This is a genomic window from Kribbella sp. CWNU-51 (genome assembly GCF_054073265.1).
The window spans coordinates 129,977-146,171 of record NZ_JBSXMZ010000059.1 but is presented as its reverse complement, the minus strand read 5'-3'; the positions used below and the strand labels follow the sequence as shown (position 1 = coordinate 146,171).

Below are 16,195 nucleotides of genomic sequence, written 5' to 3'. Positions count from 1 at the left end.
CATGGACGAGTGCTGCGCCGTGGTCGACCTGCGTCAGTACACGCTGCATCCCGGACAGCGTGACACCTTGATCGAGGTCTTCGACGACCACTTCGTCGAGGGGCAGGAAGCGGCCGGGATGCACATCGTCGGCCAGTTCCGCGATCTAGACGATCCCGACCGGTTCGTCTGGATCCGCGGCTTCGCCGACCTGCCCACTCGGGCCGAGGCGCTGAACGCGTTCTACTACGGCCCGGTCTGGCGTGAGCATGCCGCGACCGCGAACAAGACGATGATCGACTCCGACAACGCGCTCCTCCTCGAACCCCTCCACCTCGGCCCGGCCTACCCGCGCCTGGATTCACCCCGCCCACCAAGAGGTACGACGGACGTCCCCGGCTCGATCATCGCCGGAGCCGTGTACCACCGTGGTTCGCCGGACGACGGCTTCGTCGAGTTCTTCACCGATCACGTCGTACCGGCGCTGACGGCCACCGGTGCCGAGCCGGTCGCGGCCTTCGAGACTTTGGTTGCCGAGAACAACTTTCCGGCGCTGCCGCTGCGGGACGAGGTCGTGCTCGCGTGGTTCGCCCGGTTCGACGACGAGGCGGCGTACGACGAGCATCGCCGGCGGCTCGCGGCGTCGGAGGTGTGGCAGCGGCAGGTGCTGCCGGAACTCGTCTGCCGGTCGGTCTCACCAGCCCAGGAGCTCCGGCTCCGGCCGACCGCGCGTTCGCAGCTGCGATAAATGCGTTGCGCGCCCGGGAGCGGGCGTGCATGCTGGTTCAGCCGAGCGGCGACGAGCGCTGCCTGGACCTAAGGAGGGCTGACGGATGGCCATCACTGTGCTGCGGCATGTCCGCGTCAGTCTCACCTCAAGGTTCAGGAGCACACCAGATGTCTTCCGACGTCTTTCGTACCGAGCACGACCTTTCTGACAACTTTCCCGACTTCGACTCCCGCTGGGCCGATCTGACCCGCGACGAGTCCGAACCCGATCCCGCCGACGCGTTCGTCTTTCACTTCCAGGAAGTGGAAGAGACGCTGGGATCGGATCAGCGGTGGTCCACCTGGCTGGACGTCGAGCGCGGTTCTCGCGGCCCGGATCCACGACCCGACTGGGTCGTGACGGAACAGGCCGCGATCGACACCGAGCTCGGCGTCCTCAAAACCGGCAAGGAAGCCGACGTCTTCCTGGTCGAGCGTGCCGTCGAGGCCATCGGCGGCAACCCGGCCCGTTCCTCGCTGCTCGCCGCCAAGCGGTACCGCACCGAGGAACACCGGTCCTTCCATCGCAGTACGTCGTACGTCGAAGGGCGCCGTACCCGCAACAGCCGGGACACCCGCGCGATGGCGAAGAAGACCTCGCACGGCCGCAGCGTCGCCGCCGGGCAATGGGCGGGTGCCGAGTGGGGTGCGCTGTGCCAGCTGTGGAAGGCCGGCGTCCCGGTGCCGTACCCGGTGCAGGTCGACGGCACCGAGTTGCTGATGGAGTTCATCGACGACGGTGAGGGCGGGGCCGCGCCGCGGCTCGCCCAGGTCCGGCCGTCGAAGGAGCTGCTCGGTCAGTACTTCGAGCAGGTCCGGCACGGGATGCGCGAGTTGGCCAGGGCGGGGTTGGCCCACGGGGACCTGTCGCCGTACAACGTCCTCGCCCAGGGGGACCGGATCGTGATGATCGACCTGCCGCAGGTCGTCGACATCGTCGGCAATCCGAAGGGCATGGACTTCCTGCTCCGGGACTGCCACAACATGGCGACCTGGTTCACCAACCGCGGGTTGGAGATCGACGAACAGGAGCTGTTCGCCGATCTGCTCAGCATGGTGTTCTGATCGCCTGCTGCAGCAGGGGGACGAGCGGTACCAGCTGGTCGGGGTAGGCGTCGACGAGACCGTCGAGATGGTTGCCCGCCTCGACCCGCTGGTACGTGTGCAGGCCGGTCGGGGCTGCCAGCTCCGCGTAGGCATCGGAGTTCTGCGTAATCGGGAGCAGGCAGTCGTACGTCCCGTGGATCGTGTGCAGCGGCTTACCGATCTTCCCGGTCAGCGCGAAGCGCTCGATCGCCTGGTGCGCCTCGGGCCGTTGCCTGTAGTCGTAGTCGGCTTCGCTGCCCGAGTACGACGGATCGAGTTCGGCGGTGTAGATCCGTTGGGTCAACGGCCAGTAGACCGTGTAGTGGTACTCCCAGAGGAAATCCGACCGCGGATCGAATCCGGCCGCGGTGATCAGCTCCGGGGATTGTTGCTCATAGCCCCTGATTGCCAACGGCAGAGATCTGAACGGGTTGGGCCCGTCCACCGTCCACAACGTCCCTTCCAGGTCGACCCCGCGGGTGTAGAGCTCCGGATGATTCTCGAGTTGCCAACGGACCAGGTAGCCGCCGTTCGAGACACCGGCCGCGATCACTTCGTCGGCCGGCCGGCCGTAGTGCTGCGCGACGGTCTCCTTGGCGGCCAGGGTGAGCTCGGTCATCCGGGCGTTCCACTCGACGATGGCGTCGCCCGGTTCGCGGCTGCCGGCGGAGAACTCGGCGCCGGTGTTGCCCTTGTCGGTGGCGGCGTACGCGTAACCCAGCGAGAGGACGTAGTCGGAGATCGCCGTGTCGTTCGCGTACTGCGCTCGTACGCCGGGCGCACCGGAGACGACCACGCTGCCGTTCCACGTCTCCGGCAGCCGGATGACGAACTGGGCGTCGTGGTTCCAGCCGTGGTTGGTGTTCGTGTGCGTGCCGGACGGGAAGTAGCCGTCGAGCTGGATGCCCGGCACACCCGAGTGCGTGGGCAGACCGGCGTGGGTGGTGCCTACATAGTCCGCCGGGTTCGTGTGGCCGGACGCGACGGTGCCGGTCGTGGTCAGGTCGTCCAGCTCGGCGAGCTCCTGGTGCTCGGCGCCCGGGACGCGAGTCAAGAGATGGCCTTCGCTGCCGCGCGTCCCGCCGTACGTCCGGTGAAGAGGCAACCGCCGACGAAGGTGCCTTCGAGCGATCGGTAGCCGTGGATGCCGCCACCGCCGAAGCCGGCCACCTCGCCGGCCGCGTAGACACCGGGCAGCGGCGTACCGTCGGCGCGCAGCACGCGGGAGTCCAGGTCGGTCTGCAGGCCGCCGAGAGACTTGCGGGTGAGGATGTTCAGCCGTACGGCGATCAGCGGGCCGGCCTTGGGATCGAGGATGCGATGCGGTGACGCGACCCGGATCAGCTTGTCGCCGCGGTAGTTCCGGGCACCGCGCAGCGCGGTGATCTGCAGGTCCTTGGTGAACGTGTTGGTCAGCTCGCGGTCACGGGCGACGATCTGCCGCTCCAGATCGTCCAGGTTGATCAGGTTGTCACCGGTCAGGTCGTTCATCCCGCGGACCAGGTCCGGAAGGTTGCCGCGGACGACGAAGTCGGCACCCTTGTCCATGAACGCCTGCACCGGCGCGGTCGCACCACCGCGCGCTCGGCCGAGCACACCCTTGATGTCCTTGCCGGTCAGGTCCGGGTTCTGCTCCTGGCCGGAGAGGGCGAACTCCTTCTCGATGATCTTCTGGGTGAGCACGAACCAGGTGTAGTCGTACCCGGTCGTCATGATGTGCTCGAGCGTCCCCAAGGTGTCGAAGCCGGGGAACAGCGGCACCGGCAGTCGCTTGCCGGTGGCATCGAACCAGAGCGAGGACGGACCGGGCAGGATCCGGATCCCGTGCATCGGCCAGATCGGGTCCCAGTTCTGGATGCCTTCGGTGTAGTGCCACATCCGGTCGCGGTTCACATACCGCCCGCCGGCGTTCTCGGTGATCGCGAGCATCCGCCCGTCGACGTGCGCGGGGACGCCGGAGATCATCCGCTTCGGCGGCTCGCCCATCCGCTGCGGCCACTGCGCGCGGACCAGATCGTGGTTGCCGCCGATGCCGCCGGACGTGACGATCACCGCCTGGGCGGTGAGGCTGAAGTCGCCCACCTCGACGCGCGAACTCGAGACCCCGCGCTCGACGTCGCTCGGCTCCAGCACCTTGCCCGCGACGCCGTCGACCACACCGCCGGTGACCGTCAGCTCGTCCACCCGATGCCGGAACCGGAACTCGACGAGCCCCTTCGCGACCGCCTCCCGGACCCGCCGTTCGAACGGCGCGACCAGCCCCGGCCCGGTGCCCCAGGTGATGTGGAAGCGGGGGACCGAGTTGCCGTGACCATCGGCGTTGTAGCCACCGCGCTCGGCCCAGCCGACCACAGGGAAGAACCGCACGCCCTGGGCATGCAGCCACGGGCGCTTCTCACCGGCCGCGAAATCGACGTACGCCTCGGCCCACTGCCGGGCCCACCTGTCCTCGTCGTCCAGCCGGTCGAACCCGGCCGAGCCGAGCCAGTCCTGCAGCGCGAGGTCGCGCGAGTCCTTGATCCCCATCCGGCGCTGCTCGGGGGAGTTGACGAACATCAGTCCGCCGAACGACCAGAACGCCTGGCCGCCGAGGGACGCCTCCGGCTCCTGGTCCAGCAGCAGCACCTTCCGGCCCGCGTCGGCCAGCTCGGCCGTCGCGGCCAGCCCGGCCAGTCCCGCCCCGACAACGATCACATCGGCGTCCATGGTGTCCATGTATAGCGCAATTGAAAGGATGAGGGATGTGACGATCCTTTCCGCAACTGAGCTTGTCCTGCCCGCTGCCTCCCTCGGACCGGAGAACCCGCTCGCCCCGCTGCGCACCCAGCAGGAACTCCACCAGGTCGAGAACCTCGCCGGACTGCCGGACGAGCTGCGCGAGAACATCCAGTACGGGCGCCTGCACAGCACGCTGCCGTGCCCGAACCAGGACGGATACGACCGCTCGCTGGTCGACACCACGTTCCCGGCCCTGGTGCTGGAGAACGATCACCTCCGCGCGACCCTCCTGCCGAGCCTCGGCGGCCGGCTCTACTCGCTCGTCCACAAGGCCAGCGGGCAGGAGTTGCTCTACCGCAACCCCGTCTTCCAGCCCGCGAACCTTGCGCTGCGCAACGCGTGGTTCGCCGGCGGCGTCGAGTGGAACGTCGGCAGCACCGGCCACTGGACCGGCACCTGCGCCCCGATGCACGCCGCCCAGGTCGAGGGCCCGGACGGTACGCCGGTGTTGCGCCTCTGGGAGCTGGAACGGACCCGGAACCTCGTCACGCAGCTCGACTTCTGGCTACCGGAGACATCGGAGTTCCTGTACGTCGGGGTCCGGCTGCAGAACCTGTCCGACAGCGAGGTCCCGGCGTACTGGTGGTCGAACATCGCGGTCGAGCAGTCTCCGGAGACGCGGGTGCTGGTGCCGGCGGATCAGGCGTGGCGATACGGGTACAGCCGCCGGCTCGACCTGATCGACGTACCTCGTTATGAGGATGCAGATCTGACGTATCCGATGCGGCACGGGCGGGCGGTCGACTTCTTCTTCGAGCCGCTGGCGGGCGAGCGGCCGTGGATCGCATCTGTCGACGCGTCCGGCCATGGGCTGGCGCAGGTGTCGACGGAGCGGTTGCGGGGGCGGAAGTTGTTCGTGTGGGGTGAAGGCGCCGGTGGACGGCGGTGGCAGGAGTGGTTGGCGCCGGGGCTGACGGGTTCGGGGTACGCCGAGATCCAGGCAGGCTTGGCGCGGACCCAGATGGAGCACCTGAAGTTGCCTGCGGCAACTTCTTGGCACTGGATGGAAGCTTACGGGCGGATGTCGGTTGATCCGGTGGCTGCGCACTCGGACGACTGGCGGACGGCGCGTGGTGCGGGGACTGAGGCGCTGCGTCCGGTGCTCGACGAGCTGCCGGTGCGGGAGCGGGAGTGGCTGGCGGTCGTGGATGCTGCGCCGGTCGAGCGGCTCGCGGTCGGGTCGGGGTGGGGTGCGCTGGAGCTGGCTCGCACGGGGTGGTCGGTGTCGGAGGGTACGCCGTTCGCCGAGGACACGATGACATCGCGGGAGCGGGCGTGGTTGCCGTTGCTGGACGGGCGATTGGCGGCGGTTGACGGCGTACCGGATGGGACGTTGGTTGGGTGGCGGGAGCTGTTGGAGAAGGCCGAGGACAACTGGCTGGTCTGGTATCACCGGGGTGTTGCGCGGCACTATCACGGTGATGTGGACGGCGCGGTCGCGGCGTGGCTGCAGTCCGGGGACAACCCGTGGGCGCTGCGCAATCTGGGGTTGGTGACCGGCGACCTGTCGTACTACGAGCGGGCGGTTGAGTTGCGGCCCGACCTGGTGCCGCTGGTCGCGGAGGCTGTGGCCGCGGCGCTGGACATGGACGTCGCGCGGGCTGAGCGCATGCTCGAGAGTGCTCCCGACGACCCGCGGATCCGGCTGCTGCGCGTCCGGCACGCAGTCCAGACCGGCGACCCGCAGAGTGCCCACGACTTGCTGGCCGAAGGTATCCAGCTGGCCACCGTTCGCGAGGGTGCCAACCCGCTCACGGACTACTGGCGGGCGGCCGAGGAGGCGCTGGGAACCAACCGGCCGGTGCCCCCGCAATACCAGTTCGGCATGGGCGGAAACTGACGTGGCGAATTCTTTGTCCTGACCTGGAACCGATGGGGTCCGGGCGGCGTCTCACGAGTGTGCGGCAAGGGCCGCGCAGGCAGTTCGACTACGACGACCGCGTCGCTCGCGGGCGGCGCGTCGGGGGTGAGTGCCATGTTGACGATCGTTGTGCTCGGTGGGTTCGGCCTGGTGCTGCTGGTCACGGCATGCATCGCGGCGGACGTGATCGCCGGTCTCCGGCGGAACGAGACTCCGTCGGGCACGGAGGAGAAGACGGCTGGACGGGTGATCCGGGTTCGTGGCCCGGTCCGCGGCCAGCTGGACAGCGGGGCCCCGGCTGAATACACCGAGGTCACCGTCGAGTACTACACCCGCCGGGGCGAGGGACCGTTCGAGGTCACTCGCAAACTTCCCGCGGGGAGCCGCATTACGTACACCAAGGGCGACCGCGTCATCGTCAGCTACGACGTCCGCACGCCCCGCCGGGCCCGCATCGCCGGCCGAGTCAGCCACTGGCCCACCCTCGGCCCCCGCAGCGCGGACCCGGTCCCACAGCCCTAGAGAACAGACCGCGGTCGGCATTGATCCTCTATCCCTCGCCCGAGTGGCGGGGGCCTTTCAGTTCTCCGCCGCACCTGCCGTCACGAAGGCAGGTGCGGTGACAGCAGGTTGTAGAGGACCGGACGGCCTTGGGACAGGACGTACTCCGCCTCGTCCAGGGGCAGCCGGTCGGCCAGGTGGGCAAGGGACTCGCCCATGGTGATGCTGAGGGTGACCGCCAGGCGGAACTCGAGGGTGTTGCGGGCACCGAAGCGGACGGTGAGGAGTTCGGCGAACTCGCCCGCGTGCTGGTCGTCGAACTCGCCGGGCTTGGTTTCCAGGTCGGGGTCGCCGAGGCCGCTGAGGACGACGGCGCGGAAGCCCGGGTCGGTGCGGTGCATCTCGCGGAAGGTGTCGAGGGTGACGTCGACCGCCGCACGCCAGCTGGTCACCGACGCCAGCCGGTCGCGGACCGCCTCGGTGTAGCGGGCCTGGTTGCGCCGCTCGATGGCCTGGATCAGGCTCCGCTTGTCCGGGAAGTACCGGTACACGCTGCCGACCGCGATCTCGGCCCGCTTCGCGATCCCGCTCGTTGACGCGGCGTCGTACCCGCGCTCGACCACCTCGGCGCAGGCCGCGTCCAGGATGCGCTCGACCTGCCGGCTGGCCCGGTCCTGGGTCGGCGTCCGGCGCAAGGGATATGCCCCCGATGTCACCATGTTGCTCATTGTCCATGCTTCGGGGGGACAATGTTGCCACCTTCCTGTGACAGATTGCCGTCAATCGGTGTCATCCACAGGAGGGGAACGACATGCGCTTGAGCAGAACACTGGTCGCCGGCCTCGCGTCCGCCGCGGTCGCGGCGTCCGGAGTCGCGGGTACGGCGATCACCCGGAACGAACCGCACGCCGCCGGGAGCAGCCTGCGTCTCAACCAGATGCAGGTGGTGGGCTCGCACAACTCCTACCACCGTGAGCTCAGCCCGAACGAGCAGAAGGTCCAGCAGCAACAGAACCCGGGCTCGGTCGACCTCTGGTACTCGCACGCCCCGATCAGCCAGCAACTGGAGGATCAGAACGTCCGGTCGCTCGAGCTCCACCTGTTCCCCGACCCGCAGGGCGGGCTCTACACCTACCCGCTGATCCGGAAGCTGACCGGCCAAGGTCCGCTGACCGACCCGGCGATGGCGCAGCCAGGGATCAAGGTCATGCACATCCCGGACTTCGACTACAACACCAACTGCGACACGTTCGTGCTCTGCCTGCAGCAGGTGAAGACCTGGTCCGACCAGCACCCGAACCACGTGCCGATCGCGATCAACCTCGAACTCAAGCAGTCCGACCCGAACGTGGTCGCGGCCGGTGGCGTCGAGGCGCCGCCGTGGGGTGCGGCGAACCTGGACAGCGTCGACACCGAGATCCGCTCGGTGTTCTCCGCGGACGAGCTGCTCTCGCCGGACGACGTACGCAAGCCGGGCCTGACGCTCGAGCAGTCGGTGCTGACCAAGGGCTGGCCGAAGCTGAGCAGCGTCCGCGGCCAGGTGATGTTCTACTTCGACAACGGCGGTCCCGGTGAGATCCGCGACCTCTACACCGCCGGCAAGCCGAACCTGGAGGGCCGGGCGGTCTTCACCCGCGGTCCGGAAGGCGCGCCGGACGCCGCGGTCACCGAGGTGAACGACCCGCGTGGCGCGAACCAGGCCGAGATCCAGCGGCTGGTGACGAAGGGCTACCTGGTCCGGACCCGGTCGGACGAGCCGATGGCGACGATCCGCGACAAGGACGACACCCGGCTCGGGATCGGGCTGGCCAGCGGTGCGCAGTGGGTGACCACAGACTTCCCGGTCGCCGGGATGGCCGCCCGCTACGACAGCGACTTCGTCGCCAAGCTGCCCGGGCACACTCCCGTACGATGCAATCCCGTCACGGCAACCGCCAAGGCGGCCCTATCGGAAGGATGAGCTGAGCATGTCGGAGCACGTGGTCGACGTCAGTTGGAGCCGCGGTGAGCACGAGTTCACCTACGACGTCTACAACCGCGACCACGAGTGGCGCTTCGACGGCGGGATCACCGTGCCCGGCTCGGCCAACCCGAAGTACCTCGGCAACCCGGGCCCGGTCGATCCCGAGGAGGCGTTCGTGGCGTCCCTGTCGTCCTGCCACATGCTCACCTTCCTCGCGATCGCGGCGCGCAAGCGCCTGGTCGTCGACGCGTACGACGACCACGCGGTCGGCGTGATGGCGAAGAACGACGCCGGCCGGTTGGCGATCACCCAGGTGACGCTGAACCCGAAGATCGTCTGGGGCAGTCCGGAGCCGGACGCGGAGGTGCTGGAGCGGATGCACCACCTGGCCCACCAGGAGTGCTTCATCGCCAACTCGGTCACCACCGAGATCACCGTGGCCTACGGCAACTAACCTTCTCTGCAAACAGAAACCACCCGCCGGTCCGGCCTGAGCCTCGCGCAAGCGGCGTCAGGACAGCCGGCGGGTGGTTGGGTGCACCCCTGTGGTGGTGCACCGGACGGATCCGGCGGCGCCTCGCACGGGGCGCCTCTGCGTTGGTGTGCGACATCCGTGCGGTCTAGCTCGGTGGGCAAGACCGTCCGGGTGCGCTGCCGGGATCCGTTCGTCCGGTTCGCGCCAGTTACTGCTCGGCGGCGGCGTCGCTCCGGTCGTCCGTGGTCCGAGTGGTCGTCTCGACGACCTGCTCGTCACCGTGCAGGCGGCCCTGCTCGGTGGCCATCGTGGTCATCAGTCGGTGGATCGTCATGCCTGTGAGACGCGCCCCGGCCCCGGCTATGACGGGAATCCGGCAGATCTTTTGGTGTGAGCTACTTCTCATCCAGCCCGTCGAGGCGGAGGGGGACGAGTTTGCGGGCTTCGTCGTACGTCGTCCCGGTCAGCTCGAGCAGGTCGACCACGGTAGACCGGATCTGGGCGAGCACCACGACCGCGGACAGTCCGGTCGGCAGCGGCATCTCCGCCGTACGGCGGCCGAGCTCGCCGAGCACGCGGTGCGCGGCGACGTCGGCGTGCGGTTCGAACAGCGACTCGCCGATCAGCCGAATGCCGTCGGCGAGGCGCTCGAGCAGCGCCGGGTACTCGGCCGGCATCGGCTCGTCGCGCCAGATGGACACCGCGCAGCGTCGTACCAGGACCCGGATGTTCCCCCTCGCGCGATCCAGCGGCTCGAGGAGTTCGGCGATCTCCTGGACCCGGCCACGGTGCCGCCGACGGAATGGCGACAGCCGGACCACCGCGACGCCCTCGGCGGCCGCGCTGCGCAGGTCGTCCAGCAGTGACTCACTGGCGCGGGCCCGGCGCAGCGCGTCGCTGACCGCCTCCTCGTTGCGGGACCGGAGTCCGTCGGCGGTCTCGACCAAGATCTCGGACAGCTCGTTCAGCACCCCGGAGGCCTGCTGCCGCGGGCGGCTGATCGGCGCGGCCGGGGCGATCGTGGCGGCGGCCAGTGCGACCAGCCCGCCGACGACCGCGTCGATCCAGCGGCTGAAGCCGGCGCTCGGGTTCGGCAGCAGGGTGGCGACGAGCGCGGCCTGAACGCCGGCCTGGGTGCTCATCAGCGTGCCCGCGCCCAGCAGGAGGGCGACGCTCATGGCCAGCGCGACCACGAACACGATCTGGGGGACCCCGGTGCCGAAGATGCGGACGAACCCGTCCCCGACCCCGACTCCGACCGCCACCCCGACCATCAACTCGGCGACCCGGCTCAGTCGCTGACCGAAGCTGAACCCGAGGCAGACCATCGCCGCGACCGGCGCGAAGAACGGTTGCGGGTGGCCGACGACGTACCGGGCGATGGCCCACGCCACGCCGGCGGCGAGGGCGCACTGGCCGATGAAGAAGGACCGGCTCCGCAGGCGGTCCACCCGGCGGCGGATCGAGTCGCGCGAACGGCGGGCGGCGGACGGCGCGATGTCGTCGCGCAGTTCCCGCAACTGGTCCAATGTCAACCTGACCGGATCCACCTGCCCCATTCTGCGGCACGAGCCCTCCGGCTTGCTTCGGCCGCGCCCGGAGGTCAAGGTTGCTGCATGACCGAGAACAACCGTGAGGACTACGGCAGCTACAGCGTCGACGACGAGGACCAGCTGCAGGCAGAGGACACCCTGAACGACCGGGGTGTGGACGATCTGCTCGACGAGGGCTACTCGCCGCCGGAGAAGTGGTCCGCGGGCGAAGGATTCGGTACGACGGCCGACGAGGCGCTGGAGGGGGAGACGCTGGACCAGCGGATCGCCCAGGAGGAGCCGGACGTCGACCCGTACGCCGAGGACGGTGAGGACGTCGGCGGTCCCGAGGTCGGGGTGCAGCGCTCCGGCCGCCTGGTCGCCCCGGACGAGGGCGCGCACGACGACGCCGACGACGAACTGGTCGCCGAGGACGTCGGCTTCGACGGCGCCGCGGCCTCGGCCGAGGAGGCGGCCGTCCACGTCGTCGACGACGAGGACTCCTTCGAGCTCGAGGACGACGACGAGGAGGACCTCGAGTCCTACGAGAACGTCGACCTGGGCGACGTCGGCGACCCCGAGGACTGAGTCCTACCTGGGCGTGACCCGCACGACGGACCCGCGGCGCGGGACCAGAGTGACGTTCTTGGCCTGAGCCGGCTCGGGCTTCGGGTCGGGAGCCTGGAAGTCGTAGGTGGCGAGCGCGGCGCGAAGGATCTCGGTGCCTTCCATCAGGGAGAAGCCGGCCCCGATGCACCGCCGGGCTCCGCCGCCGAACGGCATCCACGTCCCCGGCGCCGGCGGATCGTCGGACAGGAAGCGCTGCGGCCGGAAGTCCATCGGCAGCGGGAAGTGTTCCCCGTCGCGGTGCACGAGTCCGATCGCGGCCATGATCGTCGTACCGCGCGGCAGCCGGTAGCCGGCGACGTCCGCGGTCGCGGTCAGCCGGCGGCCGACCTGGTACACGACCGGGTGCAGCCGCATCGCCTCCTTGACGATCGCCTCCAGCTCCTCGTCGGCATCGGCGTCCGCGGCCCGCTGACCGAAGGCCAGCTCCTCCGGGCGGCGGGCCAGCTCGTGGAACGTCCAGGCCAGCGCGGTCGCGGTCGTCTCGTGCCCGGCCAGCAGCAGCGTGACCAGCTGGTCCCGCAGCTCCTCGTCGGTCCAGTTGCCGGCGGCAAGCAGCCGGGACAGTACGTCGTTGCGTCCGGCCAAGTGCCCGCGGCGCCTGGCGATCTCGTCGGACAGGATCTCGTCGACCTGCTGCTGGGTGGTCAGGTAGGTCCGCCACGGCCGGATCCGGAGCAGCGCCGGGTAGAACCCGCCGAGCATGATCACCGGCGACACCGAGACGATCTTGTCCAGCAGCGGCCGGAGGGTGTTCAGCCGGTCGGTGTCCGTCACGCCGAAGATGACCTGGAGGATGATCTCCAGGGTCAGGTTCCGCATCCGCTCGTGCACCTTGAACGGCGTGCCGACCGGCCACTTGGCGACGTCGGCGCGAGCCAGCTCGTGCACCATCGCGGCGTACCCGCGCAGTGCCTGGCCGGAGAAGGCCGGCATCAGTTGCCGGCGCATCCGGACGTGGTCCTCGTCGTCCAGGAGCAGGAGCGAGTGCGAGCCCATGATCGGTTCGAGGACCGTGTTGCCCTCGCCCGCATGCATCACCGACGGCGGGCTGCCGAACACCTCTCGGATGTGGTCCGGCCGGCTCAGTACGACGCACACGCGGCTGGACGGGACCAGACGGATCGTGAACACGTCGCCGTACTTGGCCCGCATGCGGGGGAAGAACGTCCGGCGATGACTCGCGAACAGGACGGTCTGGGCCAGCGTGGGCCAGCGCGGACCTGGCGGCAGCGTGCGCGCCGTCTGCCGGTCGAGCGTCCGGGAACCGAGCAAAGGTGTCGGAGCCATGACTTCACGCTACGTCAGGTCGGTGAACACCGGGCGTCGAACTGCGGAAGGGCCGCCCCGGAGGGCGGCCCTTCGCGGGGTGGGTCAGGAGCGGGTGAAGCGCAGCGTCAGGATCTGGAACGGGCGGAGCTCGAAGGAGACTCCGTTGTCCCGCAGGTCCCGGTCCGCCAGGTGGCGCTCGAGCAGGTCGACCTCGGTCACCGACGCCGCGCCGAAGGACGGCGTGACGGTGGCGCGCGAGCGGCCGCCGGAGGACTCGTACAGGCGGACCACGACGTCGCCGGACCGGTCGTCGGCCAGCTTGATCGCCTCGACGATCACGTTGTCGTTGTCAACGGCAACGAGTGGCTCGACCCCGCCGGCCCCGGTGACGACCCGCTCGGGCAGGTTGATCCGGTAGCCCTCCTCGATCGCCTCGGGGATCCCGGCGCCTGCCACCAGCGCGTGGTTCACGGTGTGCACGCCCTGGTCGGTCTTCGGGTCGGGGAACCGGGGCGCCCGGATCAGCGAGGTCCGGATCGTGGTCGTGGTCCCACCGTCCTCGCGGGCGGTCCGGTTGATGTCGTGGCCGTACGTCGAGTCGTTGACCACGGCAACGCCATACCCGGGCTCGCCGACGTGCACCCAGCGGTGCGCCGCGATCTCGAACTTCGCCGCGTCCCACGAGGTGTTCTGGTGGGTCGGCCGGAAGATGTGCCCGAACTGGGTCTCCGACGCCGACCGGTCGGCGTGCACGTCGACCGGGTACGCCGCCTTGAGGAACTTCTCGGCCTCGTGCCAGTCGACCGTGGTCTCGATGTCGACCCGCTTCGCGCCCGGCCGGAGCCGCAGCGTCTGCGTCACGCTGGACCGGCCGAACGACCGTGTCACCACCACGGTCGCGACACCCTCGACGGTGCTGAAGTCGACGCTGTCGACCTCGGTCACGTCGCGGACGTTGTTCTTGTAGAACGAGTCGACGTCCCAGGCGTCCCAGTGGTTCGGGGTGTCCACATGCAGCTGCAGAAGGTTGCCCGCGGCACCTGGCGCGATCACCTCGCGCTGGGTCTCGACGTCGTACAGCGAGGTGATCAGACCCCGCTCGTCGATGGTGACCCGGATGACCCCGTTGTCCAGGACCCCGTTCTCGACCGACACCGCCTGGCCCTCGCCGACGGCGATGCCCGCGCCCAGACCGGCGACGCCACTGCGGGAGTGCGGTGCCGCGTTGAAGACGATCTGCGCGTCGCCGGAGCCGGCCAGCGCCTGCTGGGCGGTCGCGATGATCGCCTCCAACTCGGCGGCCAGCTTCGCATACGTCGCCTCGGCCTCGCGGTGCACCCAGGAGATCGACGAGCCCGGGAGGATGTCGTGGAACTGGTTCAGCAGCACGGCCTTCCAGATCCGGTCCAGGTCCTCGTACGGGTACGCGTCCAGCTTGCCCGCCACCACGGCCGCCGCGGACCACAGCTCGGCCTCGCGGAGCAGGTGCTCGCTGCGCCGGTTGCCCTGCTTGGTCTTGGCCTGCGAGGTGTACGTCGCCCGGTGGATCTCCAGGTAGAGCTCACCCGACCAGACCGGCGCGTGGGTGCTGTATTCGTCTTGTGCGGCCGCGAAGAACTCGGTCGGGGACTCGATCGTCACCCGCGGCGAGGACTCCAGGTTCGCCACCCGGCGAGCCGTGGCGACGAACTCGCGGGTCGGGCCGCCACCGCCGTCGCCGTACCCGAACGGGACCAGCGACCGGGTCGCCGCGCCGTTCTCGGCGAAGTTGCGCTGCGCGTGTGCGAGCTCGCGGCCGGACAGGTCGGAGTTGTAGGTGTCGATCGGCGGGAAGTGGGTGAACACCCGGGTCCCGTCCAGGCCCTCCCACCAGAAGGTGTGGTGCGGGAACTTGTTCTCCTTGTTCCAGGAGATCTTCTGGGTCAGGAACCACTTCGACCCGGACAGCTTCACCAGCTGCGGCAGCGCCGCGGTGTAGCCGAACGAGTCCGGCAGCCAGACCTCCTGGGTGTCGATCCCGTACTCGTCCAGGAAGAACCGCTTGCCGTGCACGAACTGCCGGGCCAGCGCCTCGCCGCCGGGCAGGTTGGTGTCGGACTCGACCCACATGCCGCCCACCGGAACAATGGTGCCGTCGGCAACGGCCTTCTTCAGCCGCTCCCACACCGCCGGGTAGTTGTCCTTCACCCAGGCGTGCTGCTGGGCCTGCGAGAACGCGAAGACCAGCTCCGGATACTCCTGCGCCAGGGTGGCGACGTTCGAGACCGTCCGGGCCACCTTGCGCCGGGTCTCCCGCAGCGGCCAGAGCCAGGCCGAGTCGATGTGCGCGTGCCCGACCGCGGACAGCTGGTGCGCGCTGGCGTGCGCCGGCCGGCTCAGTACGTCGGTCAGCTGTGCGCGGGCGTCCGCCGCGGTGGCGGCGACGTCCTCGTAGTCCAGGGCGTCCAGCGCGCGGCTCAGTGCTCGCAGGATCTCCCGGCGGCGCGGCTCCTGCAGGGACAGCTCCTTCTGCAGGCTGTCCAGCGCCTCGAGGTCGAGGATCAGGTCCCACACCTCGGCGTTGAACACGGCCAGGTCGGCCCGAGCCAGCGCGTAGATCGGCGTCTCGCCGAGCTTCGCGCCGATGTCGGTCTTCGCGTAGGCGTTGTCGAGCGGGATCTCCGGGTTGGCGGCCGCCTCGACGTAGAACTCGATGGTGTCGCCGGGCGAGGCCGCCGTACCGTCGGGGCCGAGGATCGACAGCGGGGCGTAGGTCTGCCGCGGGTGCAGACCCTTCAGCGGTACGCCGGACGTGGTGTGAACGAGGCCCTCCGCGGAGAACCCGGGGCCGCCGCTGAAGCCGAGGTCGATGACGGCCTCGATCTCGCTGCCGGCCCACTCGGCCGGCACCTGCCCGCTGAACCTGAACCACGCGGTCCCCCAGGCCGGACCCCACGGCAGGCCGATCGCGGCCCGCTCGAAGGTCTGGGTGAGGGCCTCGGCGGGGGACACCGGCTCACCGGGGGCGTGCCACACCTCGATGTCCAGCGGGACCGCCGCGCCGTAGATCGCGGGGCGGATCCGCTCCCGCAGGGCGCGCTGGAGCCGCTCCTCGATGAGTTGACGGTCGTCGTGCACGAAATCATCCTCCGGGGGTTGGGCCGTGCCTTGTCGCGCGACCCACGCGGCCGCTGCATGACAACGCTGTCACACCCACCCCTGGCCCGTCCAGACGCAGTTCAACTACCGTCCGCACCCCCCACCGCCCCGGTCGGGCCACCTACCTTCCCCACCCCACCGTCCAGGTCGGGTCATCTACCTTCCCCGACCACCGGCCCGGTCGGGTCGCCACGGGCCCGGCGCCGTATCTGCGG

Annotated in this window: 14 protein-coding genes; 7 read left to right on the top strand and 7 right to left on the bottom strand. The window is 69.5% G+C overall.

Annotated features, from left to right (window positions below; genetic code table 11):
* Window position 1 precedes the first annotated feature (1 nt).
* Window positions 2-727, top strand: a complete 726-nt coding sequence (locus ACXC9Q_RS40465; protein WP_457062195.1) for an NIPSNAP family protein — start codon at window positions 2-4, stop codon at window positions 725-727.
* Window positions 728-876: 149 nt separating this feature from the next.
* Window positions 877-1,812: a serine protein kinase RIO gene (locus tag ACXC9Q_RS40460; RefSeq protein ID WP_329483978.1), complete on the top strand. Its 936-nt coding sequence runs from the start codon at window positions 877-879 to the stop codon at window positions 1,810-1,812.
* Here the strand turns inward: ACXC9Q_RS40460 and ACXC9Q_RS40455 are convergent.
* Both ACXC9Q_RS40455 and ACXC9Q_RS40450 read right to left on the bottom strand, forming a co-directional pair.
* The gene (locus ACXC9Q_RS40455) at window positions 1,796-2,887 is read right to left on the bottom strand and encodes an alpha/beta hydrolase family protein (RefSeq protein WP_457062194.1); all 1,092 of its coding nucleotides are present in this window, start codon (window positions 2,885-2,887) and stop codon (window positions 1,796-1,798) included. The two genes, ACXC9Q_RS40460 and ACXC9Q_RS40455, sit on opposite strands and share 17 nt — an antisense overlap.
* Window positions 2,884-4,539 carry an FAD-binding dehydrogenase gene (locus ACXC9Q_RS40450; RefSeq protein ID WP_457062193.1) on the bottom strand — a complete coding sequence of 552 codons (1,656 nt, stop codon included), beginning with the start codon at window positions 4,537-4,539 and terminating at the stop codon, window positions 2,884-2,886. The genes ACXC9Q_RS40455 and ACXC9Q_RS40450 overlap by 4 nt, the downstream gene beginning before the upstream one ends.
* 28 nt (window positions 4,540-4,567) lie before the next feature.
* Between ACXC9Q_RS40450 and ACXC9Q_RS40445 the strand changes: the two genes are divergently transcribed.
* Window positions 4,568-6,451 (top strand): DUF5107 domain-containing protein, encoded by a 1,884-nt coding sequence (locus ACXC9Q_RS40445; protein ID WP_457062192.1) that lies wholly within the window; start codon window positions 4,568-4,570, stop codon window positions 6,449-6,451.
* 135 nt (window positions 6,452-6,586) lie between these two features.
* Entirely contained in the window at window positions 6,587-6,994 is a 408-nt protein-coding gene (locus ACXC9Q_RS40440; protein WP_329483982.1) for a DUF3592 domain-containing protein, read from the top strand.
* 80 nt (window positions 6,995-7,074) lie between these two features.
* Here the strand turns inward: ACXC9Q_RS40440 and ACXC9Q_RS40435 are convergent, their stop codons facing one another.
* Window positions 7,075-7,692, bottom strand: coding sequence for a TetR/AcrR family transcriptional regulator (locus ACXC9Q_RS40435; protein WP_457062191.1), 618 nt, complete (start codon window positions 7,690-7,692; stop codon window positions 7,075-7,077).
* A gap of 92 nt (window positions 7,693-7,784) precedes the next feature.
* On the opposite strand from ACXC9Q_RS40435, the gene ACXC9Q_RS40430 reads away from it, so the two are divergent.
* Together ACXC9Q_RS40430 and ACXC9Q_RS40425 are read left to right on the top strand one after the other, a co-directional pair.
* Complete coding sequence (locus ACXC9Q_RS40430) at window positions 7,785-8,933, top strand: phosphatidylinositol-specific phospholipase C1-like protein (RefSeq protein WP_457062190.1); 1,149 nt, start codon at window positions 7,785-7,787, stop codon at window positions 8,931-8,933.
* A gap of 7 nt (window positions 8,934-8,940) precedes the next feature.
* Window positions 8,941-9,390 (top strand): OsmC family protein, encoded by a 450-nt coding sequence (locus ACXC9Q_RS40425; protein ID WP_457062189.1) that lies wholly within the window; start codon window positions 8,941-8,943, stop codon window positions 9,388-9,390.
* 229 nt (window positions 9,391-9,619) lie between these two features.
* Here ACXC9Q_RS40425 and ACXC9Q_RS40420 read toward each other — a convergent pair whose 3' ends face one another.
* Window positions 9,620-9,745, bottom strand: coding sequence for a hypothetical protein (locus ACXC9Q_RS40420; RefSeq protein ID WP_329483986.1), 126 nt, complete (start codon window positions 9,743-9,745; stop codon window positions 9,620-9,622).
* Between the two features lie 61 nt (window positions 9,746-9,806).
* Window positions 9,807-10,970 (bottom strand): FUSC family protein, encoded by a 1,164-nt coding sequence (locus ACXC9Q_RS40415; RefSeq protein WP_457062187.1) that lies wholly within the window; start codon window positions 10,968-10,970, stop codon window positions 9,807-9,809.
* A gap of 57 nt (window positions 10,971-11,027) precedes the next feature.
* Here ACXC9Q_RS40415 and ACXC9Q_RS40410 point away from each other — a divergent pair, with 57 nt between their 5' ends.
* Window positions 11,028-11,531, top strand: coding sequence for a DUF5709 domain-containing protein (locus ACXC9Q_RS40410; RefSeq protein ID WP_328524265.1), 504 nt, complete (start codon window positions 11,028-11,030; stop codon window positions 11,529-11,531).
* 3 nt (window positions 11,532-11,534) lie between these two features.
* Here the strand turns inward: ACXC9Q_RS40410 and ACXC9Q_RS40405 are convergent, their stop codons facing one another.
* Together ACXC9Q_RS40405 and ACXC9Q_RS40400 are read right to left on the bottom strand one after the other, a co-directional pair.
* Complete coding sequence (locus ACXC9Q_RS40405; protein WP_457062185.1) at window positions 11,535-12,860, bottom strand: cytochrome P450; 1,326 nt, start codon at window positions 12,858-12,860, stop codon at window positions 11,535-11,537.
* An 84-nt stretch (window positions 12,861-12,944) separates the two neighbouring features.
* Window positions 12,945-15,959 (bottom strand): alpha-mannosidase, encoded by a 3,015-nt coding sequence (locus ACXC9Q_RS40400; RefSeq protein WP_457062184.1) that lies wholly within the window; start codon window positions 15,957-15,959, stop codon window positions 12,945-12,947.
* Window positions 15,960-16,195: the final 236 nt, after the last annotated feature.